General features: G+C 63.2%; 19 protein-coding genes. 7 read left to right on the top strand and 12 right to left on the bottom strand.

Going from position 1 to position 15,763, the window contains the following annotated elements; all coding sequences use genetic code 11:
* The first annotated feature begins 74 nt into the window (after positions 1 to 74).
* Together J3D46_RS06545 and J3D46_RS06540 are read left to right on the top strand one after the other, a co-directional pair.
* On the top strand, positions 75 to 704 hold the full coding sequence (locus J3D46_RS06545) for a TetR/AcrR family transcriptional regulator (protein ID WP_253465861.1): 630 nt from the start codon (positions 75 to 77) through the stop codon (positions 702 to 704).
* 74 nt (positions 705 to 778) lie between these two features.
* Positions 779 to 1,267 carry a DUF5684 domain-containing protein gene (locus J3D46_RS06540; RefSeq protein WP_231340563.1) on the top strand — a complete coding sequence of 163 codons (489 nt, stop codon included), beginning with the start codon at positions 779 to 781 and terminating at the stop codon, positions 1,265 to 1,267.
* On the opposite strand, the gene J3D46_RS06535 is transcribed toward J3D46_RS06540, so the two are convergent.
* The 4 genes from J3D46_RS06535 to J3D46_RS06520 form a co-directional block, all read right to left on the bottom strand.
* The gene (locus tag J3D46_RS06535; RefSeq protein WP_231340562.1) at positions 1,264 to 1,575 is read right to left on the bottom strand and encodes an AzlD domain-containing protein; all 312 of its coding nucleotides are present in this window, start codon (positions 1,573 to 1,575) and stop codon (positions 1,264 to 1,266) included. The genes J3D46_RS06540 and J3D46_RS06535 overlap by 4 nt on opposite strands.
* The gene (locus tag J3D46_RS06530) at positions 1,572 to 2,330 is read right to left on the bottom strand and encodes an AzlC family ABC transporter permease (RefSeq protein ID WP_231340561.1); all 759 of its coding nucleotides are present in this window, start codon (positions 2,328 to 2,330) and stop codon (positions 1,572 to 1,574) included. The genes J3D46_RS06535 and J3D46_RS06530 overlap by 4 nt, the downstream gene beginning before the upstream one ends.
* Positions 2,327 to 2,761: a hypothetical protein gene (locus J3D46_RS06525; protein WP_231340560.1), complete on the bottom strand. Its 435-nt coding sequence runs from the start codon at positions 2,759 to 2,761 to the stop codon at positions 2,327 to 2,329. The genes J3D46_RS06530 and J3D46_RS06525 overlap by 4 nt, the downstream gene beginning before the upstream one ends.
* A gap of 98 nt (positions 2,762 to 2,859) precedes the next feature.
* The gene (locus J3D46_RS06520) at positions 2,860 to 3,747 is read right to left on the bottom strand and encodes a glycerophosphodiester phosphodiesterase family protein (RefSeq protein ID WP_231340559.1); all 888 of its coding nucleotides are present in this window, start codon (positions 3,745 to 3,747) and stop codon (positions 2,860 to 2,862) included.
* A gap of 50 nt (positions 3,748 to 3,797) precedes the next feature.
* Between J3D46_RS06520 and J3D46_RS06515 the strand changes: the two genes are divergently transcribed.
* From J3D46_RS06515 to J3D46_RS06505, 3 genes are read left to right on the top strand one after another with little or no spacing between them, the layout of a single operon-like run.
* Positions 3,798 to 5,153, top strand: a complete 1,356-nt coding sequence (locus J3D46_RS06515) for a DUF445 domain-containing protein (RefSeq protein ID WP_231340558.1) — start codon at positions 3,798 to 3,800, stop codon at positions 5,151 to 5,153.
* Between the two features lie 41 nt (positions 5,154 to 5,194).
* On the top strand, positions 5,195 to 5,629 hold the full coding sequence (locus J3D46_RS06510) for a VOC family protein (RefSeq protein ID WP_231340557.1): 435 nt from the start codon (positions 5,195 to 5,197) through the stop codon (positions 5,627 to 5,629).
* 45 nt (positions 5,630 to 5,674) lie between these two features.
* Positions 5,675 to 6,484 carry an MBL fold metallo-hydrolase gene (locus tag J3D46_RS06505; protein ID WP_231340556.1) on the top strand — a complete coding sequence of 270 codons (810 nt, stop codon included), beginning with the start codon at positions 5,675 to 5,677 and terminating at the stop codon, positions 6,482 to 6,484.
* 128 nt (positions 6,485 to 6,612) lie between these two features.
* On the opposite strand, the gene J3D46_RS06500 is transcribed toward J3D46_RS06505, so the two are convergent.
* Genes J3D46_RS06500 through J3D46_RS06490 form a run of 3 tightly spaced genes read right to left on the bottom strand, consistent with a single transcriptional unit; the run spans position 6,613 to position 8,984 of the window.
* On the bottom strand, positions 6,613 to 7,404 hold the full coding sequence (locus J3D46_RS06500; protein WP_231340555.1) for a biotin-dependent carboxyltransferase family protein: 792 nt from the start codon (positions 7,402 to 7,404) through the stop codon (positions 6,613 to 6,615).
* 28 nt (positions 7,405 to 7,432) lie between these two features.
* Positions 7,433 to 8,182 (bottom strand): LamB/YcsF family protein, encoded by a 750-nt coding sequence (locus J3D46_RS06495; RefSeq protein ID WP_231340554.1) that lies wholly within the window; start codon positions 8,180 to 8,182, stop codon positions 7,433 to 7,435.
* Entirely contained in the window at positions 8,166 to 8,984 is an 819-nt protein-coding gene (locus J3D46_RS06490; RefSeq protein WP_231340553.1) for a hypothetical protein, read from the bottom strand. Before J3D46_RS06490 ends, J3D46_RS06495 begins: the two co-directional genes overlap by 17 nt.
* A 242-nt stretch (positions 8,985 to 9,226) precedes the next feature.
* Between J3D46_RS06490 and J3D46_RS06485 the strand changes: the two genes are divergently transcribed.
* Both J3D46_RS06485 and J3D46_RS06480 read left to right on the top strand, forming a co-directional pair.
* Positions 9,227 to 10,531 (top strand): MFS transporter, encoded by a 1,305-nt coding sequence (locus J3D46_RS06485; protein WP_231340552.1) that lies wholly within the window; start codon positions 9,227 to 9,229, stop codon positions 10,529 to 10,531.
* A gap of 30 nt (positions 10,532 to 10,561) precedes the next feature.
* Positions 10,562 to 10,969, top strand: a complete 408-nt coding sequence (locus J3D46_RS06480; RefSeq protein ID WP_253465858.1) for a DUF6855 family protein — start codon at positions 10,562 to 10,564, stop codon at positions 10,967 to 10,969.
* Between the two features lie 13 nt (positions 10,970 to 10,982).
* Here the strand turns inward: J3D46_RS06480 and glsA are convergent, their stop codons facing one another.
* The 5 genes from glsA to J3D46_RS06455 form a co-directional block, all read right to left on the bottom strand.
* Positions 10,983 to 11,990 carry a glutaminase A gene (gene glsA, locus J3D46_RS06475; protein WP_231340550.1) on the bottom strand — a complete coding sequence of 336 codons (1,008 nt, stop codon included), beginning with the start codon at positions 11,988 to 11,990 and terminating at the stop codon, positions 10,983 to 10,985.
* Between the two features lie 47 nt (positions 11,991 to 12,037).
* A complete protein-coding gene (locus J3D46_RS06470) occupies positions 12,038 to 12,418 on the bottom strand; it encodes an META domain-containing protein (RefSeq protein WP_231340549.1) in 381 nt (126 codons plus the stop codon).
* A 311-nt stretch (positions 12,419 to 12,729) separates the two neighbouring features.
* On the bottom strand, positions 12,730 to 13,842 hold the full coding sequence (locus J3D46_RS06465) for an NAD(P)-dependent alcohol dehydrogenase (protein ID WP_231340548.1): 1,113 nt from the start codon (positions 13,840 to 13,842) through the stop codon (positions 12,730 to 12,732).
* Positions 13,843 to 13,881: 39 nt separating this feature from the next.
* The gene (locus tag J3D46_RS06460; protein WP_231340547.1) at positions 13,882 to 14,796 is read right to left on the bottom strand and encodes a carbohydrate ABC transporter permease; all 915 of its coding nucleotides are present in this window, start codon (positions 14,794 to 14,796) and stop codon (positions 13,882 to 13,884) included.
* On the bottom strand, positions 14,793 to 15,761 hold the full coding sequence (locus tag J3D46_RS06455; protein ID WP_253465855.1) for a carbohydrate ABC transporter permease: 969 nt from the start codon (positions 15,759 to 15,761) through the stop codon (positions 14,793 to 14,795). Before J3D46_RS06455 ends, J3D46_RS06460 begins: the two co-directional genes overlap by 4 nt.
* Between the last annotated feature and the right edge of the window lie 2 nt (positions 15,762 to 15,763).

The following is a 15,763-nucleotide window of genomic DNA, read 5'->3' as shown; positions in this document are numbered from 1 at the left end:
TGCTGGTTTGTCATATAACAACGTACTCCCGCGTAACAACGGGCCAGCAGTCCTCCGTTGCTAATCTGGCAAGCATGGAACAGCCCTCTGAACGCAAGCCCCTCAGGGCCGACGCCGCACGCAATGTGGACAAGATCATTACGGCGGCCCGGCAGTGTTTCCGGGAACATGGCCCCGACGTACCCTTGCAGACCATTGCCGCCACCGCTGGAGTTGGCCCCGCAACGCTGTTCCGCAACTTCTCGGATAAAGAGCAATTGGTCCTCGCCGCGCTGTCCCGCCAGCTGCGGCAGCATGTGGACCCGGTGGCTGCGGATGCCCTGGACGGCATGGACGCCGCTGAGGGCCTGATCAACGTCATCGACGCCGTGATGAAGGTCGCCAGCGACGATGCGAACCTGCTTGACGCCGTCGCCGGCCGACGCGGACTCCTCATGGGCATCACCGGCGGCCTCATCGGATCCATGGCGACCCTTCTTGAGCGCGGCCAGGGCCAAGGGTCCTTGCGACGTGACATCACCATCGAAGATATGGTCCGACTGGTTGCAATGCTGATCGGGGCAGTGGACACCATGGAACCCGGATCAGAAGCCTGGAAGCGTCCGGTGGCATTGATCGAAGACGCTATCCGTACCGAGCGCCCGTCCCGGCCGCTTCCTGAGCAATCGGATATCCCTGGCGTGACGTTCGCGGAGCCTCTCTAAGGCCCATTTGCCGGGCCTGCGATGGTGAGTCCTGCCCATGGCAGGACAGCCCAACCCCACGTAGTGTCGATCGCATGAATATTCCCCTGAGCTCATACTCTTCCAGCGGCGCCGAGTCCGCTGCCACGGCTGGCCTCGTCCTGCTGTTTATGCTGATCTACTTCGCCGTGGTTTTCGCGATCGTTGGCGTGCTTTACATGGGAATCTTCACCAAGGCCGGCCGCCCCGCGTGGGGTGCCTTCGTGCCGGTTTACAACGGCATTAAACTCTTGGAGATCGCAGGCCGTCCTTGGTACTGGTACCTGCTGTTCTTCATCCCGTTTGCAGGCATCTACTTCGGCATCGTGTCATTGAACGACCTCGCCAAGTCGTTTGGAAAGGACGCCGGCTACACGGTCGGCCTGGTCCTGCTGCCAGTTGTCTTCGTGCCGATGCTTTCCTACGGCTCCGCCCAGTACCTCGGACCTGCTGCCGGTCGACAGTTCGTGGCCTATCCGCCGGCGTACCCGCAAGGCTACGCCCAGCCGCCGGTCCAGCAGCCCAACGGGCAGCAGTACCGCTAGCCCCAACCCAGCAGCCGCAGCAACGCTGCGGCTGCTGCCCCTGAGATGACGACCACCAGGAACGGAGCCCGAAGCCATAGCGCGACGGCGGCAGCCACCAAGGCGCCGATGCGGGCATCGAGGACCAAGCCCTGGCCCGAAGCTACGGCGTTCACCGCTGTCAGGGAGGCCAGGAGGCCAATGGTCATGGTTCCGGCGACGTGCATGATCCGCGGGCTCTCCAGCAGCTTTGCGGGCACAAAATAGCCCACCAGCTTGGTGAGGTACGCCAGCGCGCAGGCAATAAGAATCCAAAGCCAGAGGTTCATTTCCCGCCCCCGTGTTCGCGCTTGTGCTGCCCTGCGTAGGGATCCACGTCCGGTTCAAGCCCTTCATCCATGCGTGCGTGGCTGAACCATCCGATAACGCCCGCCACCACTGCCGCCACCAGGATGGGAACACCTGAGGGCACAAACGGCACGGCCAGGATGGTGGCCAATGCGCACGCGGCGGCGATGGCCCACGGTTCACGGCCCTTCAGCCTCGGCCACAGCAAGGCCAGGAACGCCGCAACAGCTGCTCCGTCCAAGCCCCATTGCTTGGGGTCTCCCATCGCGTCACCAGCCAGGGCGCCGATGGCCGTGAAAATATTCCACAAGATGAATATTCCGATTCCGGCAGTCCAAAAACCGCGTTGCTGCTCATCGGGATCGGACTGGCCGGACGCCGTGGCCGTCGATTCATCAATGGTGACATGGGCGGATATGTAGCGTCTCCACCCTCCGGGGCGCAGCATGGCGTTGATCTGCATACCGTAGATGCCGTTGCGGAGGCCCAAAAGGGCACTGGCCGTCATGGCCGCCACGCCGGAACCCCCGCCGGCCACGACACCGATGAAGGCAAACTGCGATCCCCCGCTGAACAGCAGGAGGCTCAACACCATCGTCTGCCAGAAATCGAACCCCGACGCCACGGCAAGGGCGCCAAAAGACACGCCGTAAAGACCCGTGGCGATACTCAGGGACACCGCGATCTTGAAGGCGGGCGAATCCCGGAGCTTCATGGGAGCGGCATTGCCGCTCATTTCCGGAGACTCCACGACCACAGGATGAGGGGAACCTGAAGGGGCAGGCGAAGGGTATGGATACGCCGCTCGGTCGCTGTGCCGTGGGGGCCATAGGCACGCCGGAGGGCGTCAATATGCCCCGCCAGGAATGCAGCAAACATCGCTGTCGTTGCGTTCGCGGCAACCTTACGGGTAGCAGGGATCAGAAGTCCGACGGCGGCAGTCGCCTCAAGCAGGCCGGAGGAGGCAACCCATTCCTCGCGGGACATAACTGCCAGGGGCCCGTTGGGCCGGCTCCCCGGCTCGTCCTTTCGGCACAGGTACTCCGGGACCACTGGGTAATAGAACTTGGGCGTGCGGAAGTGCTTCGCTGCGCTGGCCAGGAGCAGTGCGCTCAAGGCTACTGCGGAAGTTGTTCGGGTTGCTTGTGCTGACCAGCGAAGTGACATGAGACCACTCAATCACAAGCGCGGTGACCCCCAAAGCCGGACCCAAGTAAGTAGCAGAAGATGCCGTTTTGACGGCTCAAAACGTCGCCAGCTGCGACCTACCTGGACACCATCAGCTGCGCAAGTACCTGCGCCGGCCTGTTGGTCGTGATTTCGTGAATGCCGAGGCCTTGGCAGAGCGCGACGTCCCTTTCCGAGTCGACAGTCCAAACCCGGAAGATGCGGCCCGACTCCAACCAGCGCTGAACGTTCCGTGCATGCTCCCTCACGTATTCAATTCCGGGGCCGGCAATGACCACTTCTCCTTCGTCCAATACTCGTTCGGCCTCAAGCTGGGTTGCCCGCATCACGTTGGCTACGGCGCCGCCCGTCAGGAAGCCCAATCCGAGTTCCTGCCGGAGTTCCTGGACCGTAAAGTCGTCCACCAGTTGGCAGATGTATTCCTTCGGCACGCTGTGCAGGAGGCGCTGGACAGAATCGGTATCAAAGCTCATGAAGGAAATCCGGATGTTCTCCAACCGGGACTCCTCCGGAGTCCAGCCCTCTTCTTCCAGAAGGGCCAGCACGCGGTCCTCGAGCTTGAGCTTGTAGGGGCTGGGGTGCTTCAGCTCAATGGCCAAGCCAATCTCCCGGCCCGCCCCGCGCAGGATATCCAGGAGTTCGGGCAGGGTAAGGAGTTGGTCTGCCACTCCCCCATAGGCCTCGGGAATGCGTGCGCCTTTCCATGAGGAGAAATCCAACCCACGGAGTTCATCCAGGGTGTGCTCCGCGACTGGCCCCGTACCGGTGGAGGTCCTGTCCAGGTTGGCGTCGTGCAGCAGCACAACGTGTTGGTCCCGGGTCAGGTGGACATCGCATTCCACACCATCGGCACCCTCGTCAATGGCCTTCAGGTAAGCGGCACGGGTGTGCTCGGCGAAGGCCGCGCTGGCACCTCGATGGGCGTAGACCTTGGGCCGGCTTGGGGTGGAGTCGTCGCTAGTCATGCAGACACGGTAGCCCACGCTGGTGCATGTACGGGGGCTACGCTGGGCTCATGCAGGTGAACTCTGAACAAATCCCAACCGAAGACGTCACCAACCCCGCCCGGCCAGCCCCGGCCACAGGTTCCGCTCCCGCGAAAGGACGTTCCGCCGTCGTCGGCCTTTCTGCCGGCGACATGGAAAAAGCGGCAGCGCTGCTCCGAATGAAACGGTTGGCGTTGGCGCTGCTGATCGCGATGGCCGTCATCTTTACGCTGGCGTTTGCGTTCCAGAAGCAGTATCCGTGGCTGGAATACGTCCGTGCAGCGGCCGAAGGCGGCATGGTGGGCGCCTTGGCTGACTGGTTCGCGGTGACGGCGCTGTTCAAGTACCCCATGGGCCTGAAAATCCCCCACACGGCCATCATTCCGCGCCGCAAGGACCAGATCGGCGAATCGCTCAGCGACTTCGTCGAAAGCAACTTCCTGTCCCAGGAAGTTGTGCAGGACAAGTTGGCCAGCATCGATATTGCCCGCAAGGCCGGCCGCTGGTTGTCCGCGCCGGGCGGCGCCGAACGTGTAGCCAAGGAAGGCGGCGCGATGATCCGCGGTGCCTTCACCGTCCTGAACGACGACGACGTGCAGGCAGTTATCGAGGGTATGGTCCGCAAGCACCTGCTCACCCCGCCTTGGGGACCGCCCGTTGGACGGATGGCCGAACGGATCTTCGCGGACGGGCACCACCACACGCTGGTTGACTTGTTGGTTGACCGTGCCGCCGACTGGGTGGACGCCAACCATGCCACGGTGAACCGGCTCGTCTCGGACCGCTCGCCTTTGTGGGTGCCGACGTTCGTGGACGGCCTGGTGGGCGACCGGGTGTACGTTGAACTCTCCAAATTTGTTCGGGCCGTACAAGCGGACCAGAACCACCAGGTCCGCCAGTCGATCGATGCGTACCTCACGGACCTGGCACAGGACCTGCAGCACGATCCCGCCATGATTGAGCGCGCTGAAAGCATCAAGGCGCAAATCCTGGGCGACCCCGAGGTCCGCGAACTGGCATCCCGCACATGGGGAACCGTGAAGACTGCGCTGCTCAACGCCGTCGACGATCCCGACAGCGAACTGAGCCTGCGCTTCAAGACCGCCGTCCGCGAGTTCGGTGCGCGCCTGGTCAACGACGACGAACTGGCCGGCAAGGTCAACGCGTGGATCGGTGATGCGGCCGGGTACCTGGTCAACACCTACCGTTCGGATATCGCCGGCGTCATCTCGGATACCGTGGCCCGTTGGGATGCCGAGGAAACGTCACAGAAGATCGAACTGCAGGTGGGCAAGGACCTCCAGTACATCCGGATCAATGGAACCGTGGTTGGTGCGCTGGCCGGGTTGGCGATCTTCACGGTGGCGCATCTGCTGTTCGGTTAGGGGCACTGGAGCTATCCAGTGGGCCTTGGTACCTTCAACGCATGCCTATCAAACTTGAGAACGTCGGTATTGCGGTTCGGGATCTCGAAGAAACCATCGCGTTCTTCACGGACCTCGGCCTCACAGTGCTGGGCCGTGACACAGTCAGCGGTGAGTGGGCCGACACTGCCGTGGGGCTGGATGGCAACCACGCAAAAATTGCGGTGCTCCAGACCCCGGATGGCAACGGGCAACTGGAGCTTTTCGAATACATCCACCCTGACGCGATCGAAACCAACCCGACTCTTCCCAACGAGATCGGAATGCACCGGGTGGCCTTCTCGGTGGACGATATCGATCACGCGCTGGACATAGCTGCGAAGCATGGATGCCACCCCCTGCGGGGCGTGGCGACCTACGGCGACGTCTACAAACTCACCTATCTCCGCGGCCCCAGCGGGATTTTGGTCATGCTGGCCCAGAAACTCCAAGGCTGAGACCGGGGCGGGCACAATGTTGCACTGCAGGAAGGAGGCCCTTCCATGCTGAAGCAACTTGCTGAGGGCGTTCTGGTTCACGAGAGCGAATTCATCCAGAGCAATTGCACCGTGGTTCAAGGCCGGGACGGGGTGCTGCTGATCGACCCCGGGATCACTGCCAACGAAATGGCGGCGATCGCGAAGGACCTTCGCTGGCTGGGCCAACCGGTGGTTGCAGGCTTTTCCACACATCCTGATTGGGACCACGTGCTGTGGCACCCCGATTTTGGTGATCCGCCCCGGTACGGAACGTCCCGATGCGCGGCTTCCATCCAGGATGTCCTGTCCAACGCGGACTGGAAGGAACAGGTGGCCGAAGGGCTGCCGCCGGAGCACGCCGACGATATCCCGATGGACTTGCTCGGGCTCATCACCGGACTGCCGGCAGAGACCCCGCACATTCCTTGGGATGGCCCCGCAGTCCGCATCCTGGAGCATCAGGCCCATGCGCCCGGACATGCGGCGCTGTTGATCGAGGGAGCCGGCGTCCTGGTGGCGGGCGACATGCTTTCCGACATCCTGATGCCGTTCCTCGACCTGCAGGCAGCGGATCCCCTGGACGACTACCTCCACGCTTTGCGGCTCTTCGAGTCGGTGGCCGACGACGTTGTTGCCGTCATCCCCGGCCACGGCTCGGTGGGCGGATCCGTGCAACTGGGGGAACGGGTCAGCATGGATCGCGCGTACGCGCAGGCGCTCAGAGATGGCCGGGAACCCGACGATCCCCGCATCGGCCCCTCGGCCCCGTTGGAATGGCTGGCTGACGTACATGGTTGGCAGATGCAGCAACTGGCCGCGAAACGGCAAGGATAGGTTCAGGGCAGGATCCGACGACACAGAATCAAGTCGGCGATAGGAGGCGGCACGGCGGCCTTAGATGGTCCTCTGGCGAGCAGTTTCCCAAAGCCAGCCCATCGCGAGAAAATCGATATCGCGCTTTCTCAGCCGAGCAGATGCACCATCTGTCCCGGTCTTGCCTGGCCGATCAAGTCCAGGTCCTCGTCGCGGACCACCGCTATCACGGGGGACCCGGCAGTTGGCGGGTGGCCGGCCAACGCAATGACGGGAAGGCCCGACGGCGGCAAGAGGACCAAGCCTGCTTCCAGCGGTTGTGGTTGGGGTACCTGAGTCGCGCCGCCCTCCCTCGGAGCGACCTCAAGAGGCCGCCCCGCCAGTCGCGCACCTGCCCGGTCCGACTCCGGCGAGAGAATCCAAGGTTCGCTGGTCAACCGAAGCCAACTGCCGGCGTCGTCATTCCTGGCCTGGGGCCCCCGCGTAACCCTGGCGACCACCGGTCGTTCCGGATCCAGCGCACGCCGGGCGGGATGATTGAGCTCGGGGAAGCCGTGGCCGTGCGGCCGTCCGAACGTCACCGAAGCACCGGCCCGCAAGGGTGCAGTCCCAGCTTCCACGCCGCCCTGAACAGCTACGTAATACCGAATGCCAAACAGCGCGGGACCGAATTCCAGCACTGCCCCCGGGGCCACCCGGACCGCCTTGTTCAGGGGAAGTTCAGAGCCGTTGAGCGTCACCATGCCCTCGGCACCTGTAACTGCCACGGCTGACCCTGTCACGAACCTCAGCTTGAGCCCGCCCAGCAGCACCTCAAGCCCGGCTGAGGTGTCCGGATTGCCGAGCAGGGTGTTGGCGAGGTACATGGACGCGCGGTCCAAGGCGTGGTCGGGCTCGACAGCAAGTGTCAACGTCCCCGGATCCGTCACGACTGCACTCATCAGGCAAACCCTCCTTAAGGATCCAGACCTATGCGAACGCTTCAATCTGAACGCCGGCCTGGTCAAGGCCCTCCCGGACAGCGGCAGCCATGGTGACGGCGCCGGGCGTATCCCCGTGGATGCACAGCGAATCGGCCTGCACCGGCACCACGGTTCCGTCGATGGCCAGCACTTCCTTGCGCGTTGCCAGCCGCACGGCCTGTGCCACCACGGCGGCCTGGTCATGGAGAACTGCACCTTCCTGGGTGCGGGGTACCAGCGTGCCGTCCGGCAGGTAGGCCCTGTCCACGAACGCCTCGCGGAACACCGGATGACCGGATTGTTCGGCGAGTGTCAGCCATGCCGAGCCCGGCAGGCCAAGCACAGGCAGCCCGGGATCGTACGCGTGGACGGCGGCTACCACGGCCTCGGCCTGCTCTTCATCACGGACGATCCTGTTGTAGAGGGCGCCGTGCGGTTTCACATAATCCACCGAGGCTCCCACCGCGTGGGCCATGCCATCGAGTGCACCAAGTTGGTAGAGCACATCGCCGAAGAGTTCGTCGAACGTCATGTCCAAGGAACGCCGCCCGAAGCCAGCCAGGTCCCTGTATCCCACGTGGGCTCCAACGCGGACGTCCAGTTCAAAGGCCGCGCGGCAGCTGTCCAGCATGGTGAGGGGATCGCCTGCGTGGAAGCCGCAGGCCACATTGGCGCTGGTCACGATGCGGAACATCGATGCGTCGTCTCCCATGGTCCATGAGCCGAAAGACTCCCCGAGGTCAGCGTTCAGGTCCACTGCTACCGCCTTCCAGCGTTGTGTTGATCAGGGCGTTTTTGGGTGCGTTCGGGAGCAATTCGCCCGGGACGGTGTCCGGCAGCGGGCCGAACGCATCCTTGGCGGTGGACACCACGGCACGCCCCATCATCAGGTTGCCCGCACCACCTACCACGGCACCTACGCCGAACGGCAGGGCGCGGCCCAGGAATGCGGAACCTTGCCGCTTCACCAGGCTCTTGAGGAATGCCCGCTGGATGGTGTCACGGATGACCCCGAAGCCGCTGCCGGGAATCTTCTTGGTCAGCGTCCTGCCCCACGCGTTGGTGACGCCCTTGCCGCGCCCCAAAGACTGTCCGCTCAGTGCCCCGAGCATGGAAGTACCTTCCTCGCCCAACATGATGGCCATGACCATGGTCTGCGCCCGCACCGGGTCAGTCAGGCGGATGCCATGGAGTTCGGCCAGGGACGACGCGTACAGCGCGGTTGTCTCCAGGAAGCCCACTGTTGCGAGCGCGGAAAGTCCCAGCGACGCGGCGGTTCCAATACCGGGCACGACGGCGGTAGCACCCACCGCTGCTCCCCCGCCGGAGATGGCCAGCAGGTAGTGGCGCTCCAGTTTCGCGGCGAGCTGGGCCGGTGAGTCGTTAGGGTGCCGGCGTTGCAGCCTGCGGAGGTTGGCCAGGACGAGTGGACGCTGGACTTCCACCGCTTTCAGCAAGACGTTGTGCACTCCGGGCTTGGTGTTGCCTTGCTCGTCAAACACAGCGTTGTGGGCTGTTTCCTGGGCGATTTTCACCGCCGGGTTGGGTCGCTTTGGCATCTTCACCTCTCCTTGGCAGTTAGTCGTTTCACGGGAACTGCTGGATTCAGCCTATGCCACGCCCCTGACATGCTGGACCCGCAAATGGCCCTATGTGGACAGGATTCCGCGCAGAGCGCACACCACAGGGGAGCTCCGGCGGAGGGTGACCTCCTCCCGCTCGCCGTTCCGGTGCCCCGGGCGCCGGCCACAGCACAAACCCCGCCTTCCACAGTGTCATCGCACAGGTTTAGGCTGGTGGGATGGCCGCGTTGAGGGCGCTGCGTCCCTTTGCACACCGGGAATTCCGGGTGCTGATTTCTGCGCTGTCCATCTCCATCTTCGGATCCGGTATGTGGGCAGTGGCGATGGTCTATGAAGTGATCCACCTCGGCGGCGGCCCGCTGGAGTTGTCGCTGGTTGCTACGGCCGCCAGCGTCGGTTTGGTGGGGTTCGTTCTGGCGGGCGGCATCGCGGCTGACAGGCTGCCGCAGCGGCTGCTGATCATCGCGGTGGAAGGCGCCAACCTGGCCGTCATCGCCACGGTGACGGCGCTGGCCATGCTCAATGTCCTGCAACTGTGGCACCTGGCCATCGGCGCCTTCGTCCTGGGCGTTGGACAGGCGTTCTTCTTCCCCGCCTACTCGGCCATCCTGCCGCGCATCCTGCCTGCTGATGATCTCCTGGCAGCCAATGGCTTGGAAGGTACTGTGCGGCCGGTTCTGCAGCAGGCCGCCGGCCCAGCCCTTGCGGGGATCCTGGTGGCTGCACTGTCTCCGGCACACGCTGTCGCAGGGGTTGCTGTCTGCCATTTGCTGGCGTTCGGGATCGTGAACTTCCTTAGCCGCCAAACGTTCGGTCCGTCCTCCCCCGATCCTGGCGGGCCACCGGCAAAGTCATCCCTCTTCAAGGACCTCCGGGAAGGATTCAGCTACACCATCCGCACCCCGTGGCTGCTGTGGACGCTGATGTGGGCATGCCTGTCCGTACTGTTCCTGATCGGTCCAATCGAGGTCCTGCTTCCCTTCGTGGTCCAGGACCAGTTGGGAGGCGATTCGAGGATGTTTGGCTTCCTGCTGGCCATCATGGGAGTCGGCAGCGCCATAGCTGCACTGGCAACGGCATCCTTACGCCTCCCCCGGCGCTACCTGACGGTGATGGTGGTGACATGGGGTTTGGGGAGCCTGCCGGTTGCCGCTATTGGTTTCATGGACAGCTTCTGGATGCTCGGTGCTGCCATGCTCATCTTCGGAGTCACAGAGGGCATCGGGACAGTCATCTGGGGCACGTTGCTGCAACGGCGCGTGCCACGGCATTTGCTGGGCCGGATTTCCAGTTTGGACTTTTTTGTTTCCTTGGCTCTGATGCCGGTTTCCATGGCTCTGGCCGGCCCGGTTGCGGAGGTTGTTCCCCTCTGGCTGATCTTCTTTATCGGTGGTTTGGCGTGCCCCATCATGGCCTTCGTGGCGCTCTTCGCAGCACGAATGATGACTGATGAGATCGAGAACCCCTTGACCTCCGGTGCCGAGGATCCGGAATCTGCAGACACGCAGCCAGACTCTGTGTAGCGTGTGCAGTACCTCAGGAAGGACACATCCATGGCCGCTGGAATCAAAGACGATCCCTGGCAACTCACCACTGCCCCGGGATCCTCCGACTACACCATGTACAAGGACGAAGCCGCAGATCCGCCTGCCCTTGTTTGCCAAGTGGGTTCCACCAAGTTGCTTTACCAGCTGCGCGCCATAGAGGACCTCCATGCATGGCTCGTGGAACAAGGCGATTGGGTTCCCCTGGGTGCTGCTGACGAAGGCAAGGACGCCGCCCCCGGAACCGTCGAAGCCTGGGGCCGCAGCGAAAGCAACCCCGTGGGTGGCTGGTACGGGCTTCGCAAGGGTTACCGTGGCAGGTTCGGCATGTACATGCCGCCGCTGCTGGAGGCGCTCGGTTTGGCTGAGCTCACCCACGAGAAGCGGAACAACACCATGCGGGCCATCACGCGGTAGGACTGCCGGACCATCAATCGTTTGGTTGACCTTGTGCCCGGGAAGCGAAGATGTTCAGGCCCAGGACGCGGGAGAGATACGCTGTGGCCTGCTGGCCACGAACGCTGTTGCCGGCGGGATCGAGCCGCGGAGAGAAGGCCCCGATTCCGGCCTTCCCGGGAGACACGGTCAGCAGGCCGCCGGACACTCCGGACTTACCCGGAAGGCCGATCTCGAACAACCATTCCCCCGACCTTTCGTACAGCCCGTTTGCTGCAAGGATCGCCAGGGTGTCCCGGCAGACGTCAGCTGAGACCACCCGCGTGCCTGTCACAGGGTTGACGCCGCCATCGGCGAGTGTGGCGCCCATGGTGGCAAGGTCGCGGGCACTGACCCGGAGTGCGCATTGTTTGGTATAGACGTCCACCACTTCCATCGGATCGCGAGCGATCCTCCCGTAGCTTTCCAATAGGCGGGCAATGGCACGGTTGCGGGTGTTGGTGGCTGCCTCGGACCGGCACACCTCCTCATCCAGCACCAGGTCCCGACCCGCGAAAGCCGATAGTCCTGAGTGAATGGCCTCCCATTGCTCATCGGGAGTACTGCCGGGCATCAGTGCTGTGGTGGCCAGGGCACCCGCGTTAACCATGGGGTTCATGGGATGGCCGTCGTTGAGCTCAAGGGCAATCACGGAGTTGAACGCCAGGCCGGTGTTGTTGACGCCCACAAGGCCTGCCAAAGCGGCATGGCCAAATTCCCCACAGACCAAGGCGTAAACGAAAGCCTTGGAAATGGACTGTATGGAAAACTCCACGTTCGCGTCGCCGGCCGCATGCACTCCGCCGTCCACCTCCACCAAGCAGACGCCGAAGAGTTCCGGATCGGCATGTGCCAAGGCAGGAATGTAGTCTGCGACAGCACCGTCCTTGCACGCACGATTCCGGCTATGCGATTCGACGACCAGCGAATCAACCTGCTCCCAGCCGGGCAATGTTCCTGTGGAGACCGACTGCTCCACGCCTTCAACATTCGAATCCAACACGGCTGCCCCCAAAGGTTGGCTTATAAACCCTGATCGTGAGACACCTGCTATTTGCCGGGGGCAAGCGTGCCGAGATCATCCCCGCCCTGGCCGAATACTGCCAGCTTTCCGTCTTCCTGGATCTTGGCGGTCACGGCATTCGACAGCCACGTGTCAACGCCCTCACAAGCCATGCGAGTGGACGAGAAACCCCCGAACGTGATGGTTTTGCCGTCTTCTTTCCAGGAGCCGACCAGCCTGTTGCAACCGTCAGTTCCCGTGGCGCTGCCGTCGGACTTCATATCGAGGGACGGTTGCTTGGCATCGCTGGTGTCGCCCCAGACTCCGACGAATGGACTGGTGCCGCTTCCCGCACAGCCTGCCAGAAAAGAAGCAGCAACGAAGGCCAGGGAAACAGTGCGAATAATGCGGGTCTGGGTCTGCGCCATGCGGTCAGTTTAGGTTTACATCTCCGGAATTCACCAGAGCTTGGGCAAACTGCCTACAAACACCTAATTGCGCTCACAATTCGGCCGTAGAAAAGGATCGTGCGGTCGATCGCGACTCAGACGACCGACCGCACTAGCCCCGTTTTACGCAGCGACGGCGCCCCGGGCGGGCCCCAGAACCCGCCACACCCATCGCTGCTAACTCCGTCGATGAACCGCAACGCAGCCGAAAAGGGCAACGGCGCATTCCGCAGTTCAGCGACATGGGCACTGAATATGTGCTCTGACCTGCGTAAACGTGACGCGGTGTTTCAAAAATTGTTTTCGGGCGCGCAATCTGGCAACGCCGTCGCCCTTGACGCACGCTCTCCCGGGTACACCACGGCTTTGAGCTGGCCGGGCTGTTTGCCGGCCTTGAGTGCGGCTTCGGACTCGGAGAGGGCAAACTTGCCGGTGACCAGGACATCCAGGTTCACTCTGCCGTCTGCGAGCAGTTGGATGGCAAGGGGCCAGGTGTTGGTGTAGCGGAACACGCCGGAGAGCCAGATCTCGCGGTTCTGGATGTAGGAAACGGGCAGTTCGACGTCGTCTGCGCCGAGTCCCACCAAGATCACCCGGCCTGCGGGCCCCACTGCTTTGATGCCGGAACGGACAGCTTGAGGTGCGCCGGAAGCGTCAATGAAGGCATCGACGTCGAGCCCTTCCACGGTGTCCGTCAGCGCGTTCAGCGCGTGGGTGGCGCCGTGTTCCAAGGCGAAGGCGAGGCGGTCCCCGGCGATGTCCGTGACATATATTTCGCTTGCGCCAAAGGCCCGGGCGGCCTGCGCGGCGATGATGCCGATGGGGCCGGCGCCGGCAATCAGGACCCGGCTGCCGGGCTTGATTTCAGCGCGTTCGCACGCCCAGAGCCCTACCGAGAGCGGCTCGATCAGGGCAGCGGCTTCGTCGCTGACGTTGTCCGGGATGTCGTGCGCGAAGTCGCTTTGGATGGTGACGTACTCGGCGAAAGCACCGTCCACGGGAGGGGTCGCGTAGAACTCCATTTCGGGGCAGAGGTTGTAGCGTCCTGCCTTGCACTGCTTGCAGGTCCGGCACGGGCGTTGCGGCTCGACGGCAACTCTGGCACCAATGCGGGCCGGGTCCACGGAACTTCCGACGGCGGCAATCCGCCCCGCGAGTTCGTGGCCGAGGATCAAGGGGTGGTCCACCACGTAATCGCCGATCCGGCCGTGCTCGTAGTAGTGCACGTCGCTTCCGCAGACTCCGACGGCGGATACCTGCACCAGGACTTGATCGGCTTCGAGGTGCGGGATGGGCAGGGTTTCCATGGTCATCTCGCCTTGGCGCTGCAGGATGGCCGCACGCATGGTGGCCGGCAGCCCGGGCTGGTTGGGCAGAGGGGCTTGAGTGGTTGAGGTTGTCATGATGAAAGTCCTTGGAGTTGGTTTCTTGACCGCGCTGAATTACTTGACCGCGCCGAGCGAGAGGCCCTGGACGAGCTTGTCCTGCGCCGCGAATCCGGCGAACAGTACAGGGAGCGAAATGACGACGGCGGCCGCGCAGACTTTCGCGAGGAAGAGGCCCTGGCTGGAGACGAATCCGGTCAGGAACACGGGGGCCGTGCCGGCGACAACGCCTGTGAGCACCCGGGCCAAGAGCAGTTCGTTCCAGCTGAAGATGAAGCAGATCAGGGCTGTGGCGGCGATGCCCGGCATTGCCACTGGTGCGATCACCTTGCGGAGCGTGAGGATCAGGTTGGCGCCGTCGATCTGTGCCGCTTCCAGCATTTCGACGGGGACTTCGGCGAGGAAGGACCGCATCATCCACACGGCGATGGGCAGGTTCATGGACGTGTACATGAGGATCAGGAACCAGATGTTGTCCAGTGCGCCCACTGTCTTGGCGAAAAGGTAGAGCGGCAGGATAGCTGCCACCACCGGCATCATCTTCGTGGAGAGGAAGAAGAACATGACGTCCGTCCACTTCTTCACCGGCCGGATGGACAGGGCATACGCGGCGGGAATGGCCAGGGCGAGCACCAGTACCGTGGACAGGATGGAGGCGGTGGCGGAGTTGATCAGCGACGGCCACGGGCTCACGCCTGAGGCCTCCCCGAAGAACTCCTTGTAGGCATCCAGGGTGAGATTGGCAGCCACGGATGGCGGGTTGGTGGCGGCGTCCGTCTCGGAGTGGAACGAGGTCAGGATCATCCAGAGGACGGGTGTGGCAAAGAGCAATGCCAGCAGCCAGGCTGTGATGCCGGCGGCCGTGTTGTTTCGCGTTGGATCCATCCGGGATTTGCCGCGACGTCGGACAACGGCGGGCGCGCTCGATTTTTCAGGCGTCGTGCGGGCTGCGGCGGGACTGAGGGTGCTCATCGTGCTGCCTCCTTCTTGAAGAGCGAGAAAACGGTGCGGAGGGCGAACGTCGCCACGAGGATGGTGCCAATGACCACCACGACGCCGGCAGCGGAGGCCAGCCCGTACTCATTGGCGTAGTAGAACGTCTGGTAAATCGCGTACGGAAGATTCGCGGTACCCAAGCCACCCGACGTCAGGGTGAAAACGGCGTCGAAATTCTGAACGATGTAGATCGCGCCCAGGAGGCCGCCGAGTTCCAGGTACTGGCGCAGGTGCGGGAGCGTCAGGTGCCGGAAGATGGCCCACGGCGTGGCGCCGTCCATCTGGGCTGCCTCCACGGTATCCATGGGCCTCGACTGCAGGCCTGCCAGCAGAATCAGCATCATGAACGGAGTCCACTGCCACACCAGCGAGATGATGACGGCCATCAGCGGTGCTTGCGACAGCAGGTCCAGCTGCGGAGGAGTATCGCTGCCAAACAGGGACCAGGTCCACGTCAGGACGCCATTGATCAGCCCGTAGGTGGGGTTGAGCAGTGCGTGCTTCCAAATCAGGGCAGCGGCCACGGGCACTACCAGGAACGGTGCAATCAGCAGCGTCCTTGCCAAGCCGCGTCCGATGAACTTCTTATCCAACAGCAGCGCCAGTCCCAGGCCGATGACCAGACTCGCCAGGACCACGGCCACCGTGAGGAGGATGGTAGTGAAGATTGCCTGGCGGAGATCGGGATCGGTGAGGACCGTGACGTAGTTCTCGAAGCCAGCAAAGCCGGTGGTGCCGGGGCTCAGGCTGTTCCAGTTCAGGAACGAGATGATCAGGGTCACCACGAACGGCAGTTGCGTGACGATGATGAGGAAGATGAGGGCAGGAAGCAGCGGCGCGCGCCGTGCCCAGGCCAGGGCGCGTTCCCGCGATGCTTTGTTTCGTGAAGGTTTGGCAGTGGCATGTCCCGGGCGGGAGATGCGCGCCGTTGCGGTAGTCATGA

Source organism: Paenarthrobacter sp. A20, from assembly GCF_024168825.1.
GTDB lineage: Bacteria > Actinomycetota > Actinomycetes > Actinomycetales > Micrococcaceae > Arthrobacter.
This window is presented reverse-complemented; position numbering and strand designations above follow the sequence as displayed.

Bases quoted from the DNA above. Each gene is read 5' to 3' on its own strand.
- J3D46_RS06545 (WP_253465861.1), top strand. From the start codon at position 75: ATGGAACAGCCCTCTGAACGCAAGCCCCTCAGGGCCGACGCCGCACGC.
- J3D46_RS06540 (WP_231340563.1), top strand. From the start codon at position 779: ATGAATATTCCCCTGAGCTCATACTCTTCCAGCGGCGCCGAGTCCGCT.
- J3D46_RS06535 (WP_231340562.1), bottom strand. From the start codon at position 1,575: ATGAACCTCTGGCTTTGGATTCTTATTGCCTGCGCGCTGGCGTACCTC.
- J3D46_RS06530 (WP_231340561.1), bottom strand. From the start codon at position 2,330: ATGAGCGGCAATGCCGCTCCCATGAAGCTCCGGGATTCGCCCGCCTTC.
- J3D46_RS06525 (WP_231340560.1), bottom strand. From the start codon at position 2,761: ATGTCACTTCGCTGGTCAGCACAAGCAACCCGAACAACTTCCGCAGTA.
- J3D46_RS06520 (WP_231340559.1), bottom strand. From the start codon at position 3,747: ATGACTAGCGACGACTCCACCCCAAGCCGGCCCAAGGTCTACGCCCAT.
- J3D46_RS06515 (WP_231340558.1), top strand. From the start codon at position 3,798: ATGCAGGTGAACTCTGAACAAATCCCAACCGAAGACGTCACCAACCCC.
- J3D46_RS06510 (WP_231340557.1), top strand. From the start codon at position 5,195: ATGCCTATCAAACTTGAGAACGTCGGTATTGCGGTTCGGGATCTCGAA.
- J3D46_RS06505 (WP_231340556.1), top strand. From the start codon at position 5,675: ATGCTGAAGCAACTTGCTGAGGGCGTTCTGGTTCACGAGAGCGAATTC.
- J3D46_RS06500 (WP_231340555.1), bottom strand. From the start codon at position 7,404: ATGAGTGCAGTCGTGACGGATCCGGGGACGTTGACACTTGCTGTCGAG.
- J3D46_RS06490 (WP_231340553.1), bottom strand. From the start codon at position 8,984: ATGCCAAAGCGACCCAACCCGGCGGTGAAAATCGCCCAGGAAACAGCC.
- J3D46_RS06485 (WP_231340552.1), top strand. From the start codon at position 9,227: ATGGCCGCGTTGAGGGCGCTGCGTCCCTTTGCACACCGGGAATTCCGG.
- J3D46_RS06480 (WP_253465858.1), top strand. From the start codon at position 10,562: ATGGCCGCTGGAATCAAAGACGATCCCTGGCAACTCACCACTGCCCCG.
- J3D46_RS06470 (WP_231340549.1), bottom strand. From the start codon at position 12,418: ATGGCGCAGACCCAGACCCGCATTATTCGCACTGTTTCCCTGGCCTTC.
- J3D46_RS06465 (WP_231340548.1), bottom strand. From the start codon at position 13,842: ATGACAACCTCAACCACTCAAGCCCCTCTGCCCAACCAGCCCGGGCTG.
- J3D46_RS06460 (WP_231340547.1), bottom strand. From the start codon at position 14,796: ATGAGCACCCTCAGTCCCGCCGCAGCCCGCACGACGCCTGAAAAATCG.
- J3D46_RS06455 (WP_253465855.1), bottom strand. From the start codon at position 15,761: ATGACTACCGCAACGGCGCGCATCTCCCGCCCGGGACATGCCACTGCC.